Annotated in this window: 4 protein-coding genes; 3 read left to right on the top strand and 1 reads right to left on the bottom strand. The window is 77.7% G+C overall.

The features are described from left to right. Together GTW08_RS04630 and GTW08_RS31480 are read left to right on the top strand one after the other, a co-directional pair. Nucleotides 1–721: ABC transporter permease (locus GTW08_RS04630; protein WP_161151454.1), on the top strand; the 721-nt coding region annotated here is incomplete at its 5' end. Nucleotides 722–729: 8 nt separating this feature from the next. Continuing rightward, nucleotides 730–1,536, top strand: coding sequence for an ABC transporter permease (locus GTW08_RS31480; RefSeq protein WP_073576635.1), 807 nt, complete (start codon nucleotides 730–732; stop codon nucleotides 1,534–1,536). Between the two features lie 2 nt (nucleotides 1,537–1,538). On the opposite strand, the gene GTW08_RS32415 is transcribed toward GTW08_RS31480, so the two are convergent. Next, a complete protein-coding gene (locus GTW08_RS32415) occupies nucleotides 1,539–1,670 on the bottom strand; it encodes a hypothetical protein (RefSeq protein ID WP_255497432.1) in 132 nt (43 codons plus the stop codon). An 85-nt stretch (nucleotides 1,671–1,755) separates the two neighbouring features. Here GTW08_RS32415 and GTW08_RS04640 point away from each other — a divergent pair. Next, nucleotides 1,756–2,289, top strand: a 534-nt coding sequence (locus GTW08_RS04640; RefSeq protein ID WP_202416401.1) for a DUF6925 family protein, incomplete at its 3' end; no start/stop codon positions are given.

Below are 2,289 nucleotides of genomic sequence, written 5' to 3' on the forward strand. Positions count from 1 at the left end.
CGGGGTGCTGCGCGGCGACCTCGGCCACGGCTACGTCGCGCGGACCCCGGTCGCCGGGCAGATCGCCGACGCCGCGGCGGTCTCCGGGCTGCTCGCGGTGCTCGCGCTCACCCTCGCGGCGGTCGTCGGCATCCCCGCCGGGGTCTACGCGGCGCGCCGGCCCGGCGGATTGCTCGACCGGTTCCTCGGGCTGGGCACGGTCGCCGGGGTCGCGGTGCCGGAGTTCGTGCTCGCCCCCTGGCTGGTGCTCGTGTTCGCGGTGTGGGCCGGGGCGCTGCCGGCGCTCGGCTGGGGCGACCCCGCCCACCTGGTCCTGCCGGTGCTGACCCTCGCCGCCTACCCGGGGGCCCTGGCCGCGCAGCTCGTCCGCGCCGAGACCGCCGGGGTGCTGACCCGGCCGCACGTGCTCGTCGCCCGGGCCAAGGGCCTCGGTGAGCACCGGGTCCTGTGGCGGCACGGCGCCCGGCTCGCGACGACGTCGGTGACCGCGCTGGCCGGGATGTTCGTCGCCGGGCTGCTGGGCGGCTCGGTGGTGGTCGAGGTCGTGTTCGGCATCCCGGGGCTGGGGCGGCTGCTGCACCGGGCGGTCGTCGCGCAGGACCTGCCGGTGGTGCAGGCGGGCACGCTGCTCGTCGTCGCGGTCGCGGTGGTCGCGGGGGTGCTGGTGGAGGTGCTGGCGACGGCGCTGGACCCGGTGCTGCGCTCGGCGGGGTCACGGTGAGGCCCCGGGTGCGGACGGCGTGGTGGGCCGCGGCCGGGGTGGCCGCCCTGGCCCTGGCCGCGCCGGTGCCGATGCTCGTTCCGGCGGGCCTGCTCTCGGTACTCCTGCCCGACCCCGACGCCGTCGACTTCGCCGGGATGCTCGCCGGGCCGTCCGCGGCGCACCCGCTGGGCACCGACCAGCTGGGCCGGGACCTGCTCGCGCGCACCGTCCACGGCGGACGGCTGACGGTCGGGCTGGCGGTGTCCGCGGTGCTGGTCACCGGGGTGTCCGGGGTGGCCGTCGGGTCGCTCGCCGCGGTCGCGGGCCCGGTCGGGCGGGCGGCGATGCGGGTGGTCGACGTCCTGGCCGCGATCCCGGTGGTGCTGTTCGGACTGCTCGCCGCGGTCGCGCTGGGTCCGGGTGTCGGGTCGCTGCTGGTGGCGGTCACGGTGATCGCCTGGACCCCGTTCGCCCGGCAGGCCTACCTGCTCGCGCTCGCCGAGCGGCAGCGGGAGTACGTGACGGCGGCGGTCGCCCTGGGCGCAGGGCCCGGGCGGGTCCTGACCCGCCACGTCGTGCGGAACCTCGTCCCGCCGCTGGCCGCGCACGCCTGCGTCCGGTTCGCGAGCACCCTGCTCACCGTCTCCGGGCTGTCCTTCCTCGGGCTCGGCGTCCAGCCGCCGACCGCGGAGTGGGGCGCGATGGTGGCCGAGGGCCGCGAGTACCTGTTCGGCGCGCCGCAGGTGGTGCTCGTGCCCTCGCTGGCGGTCGTGCTGACGGCCGGGACGGCCCTGTGGTGGGGACGCCGGTGGGAACGGGTGGGTGCCCGGTGAGCTCAGGCCGCGTGGATCTGCCCGCCCGCGGGGTCGAGGGGCCTGCCCAGCTCGGGGAACCAGCGGAACGCCTCCGGTCTGCCCTCCCAGTCGCAGCCGGCGCACTCCGGGCCGTCGTGCGGGTGCTCGTCCACGATGCCTCCCGATCGTTGTTGCCATCACTGTGCAACAGTCTGTGTCGGGGTGTGAACCCTCCGGTCGGAGGGGCAGGGTGAGAGCGTGGGCGATGGGGACGACGTGGACGACGTGGCCGGGCTGCTGAGCGGGTACCTGGCCGACCCCTACGCGGGCTGGAGCATGGGGGCGCCCGGCGCGATCGCGGAGTTCCTGCGGACCCCCGACGAGCCGGTCGGGTCGTCCGGGCCGGGCACGGTCGTCACCGCGCGCGGCGGGATCCGGATCGAGCCGCACCCGTCGACCCGGCCGCTGGCCTACCGGACGCCCGTCGGCCCGCACGAGCACTGGAACCACGCGGTCGCGCTCTGTCTGCCCGAGCCCGCGGCCCGCGGGGCCGCGCGGAGCGCCGTCACCGTGCTCGGGCCCGACCGCTCCGCGCTGCGGCGGGCCGACCGCGACGCCGTGCTCGTCGACCTCGGGCTGGGCACGACCACGGTGGACGCCTGCGTGCGCACGGCCGATCCCGACCTGCTCGGACTGCTGCACCGTGCCGCGGGCGGCCCGCTCGACGGCGCGCTGACCACCGCGCTGATCGAGGCGGGCCCGCACCGCGTGTTCACCACCGCGCTCGGCCGG

Source organism: Pseudonocardia sp. SID8383, assembly GCF_009864975.1.
Classification (GTDB): Bacteria; Actinomycetota; Actinomycetes; order Mycobacteriales; family Pseudonocardiaceae; genus Pseudonocardia; species Pseudonocardia alni.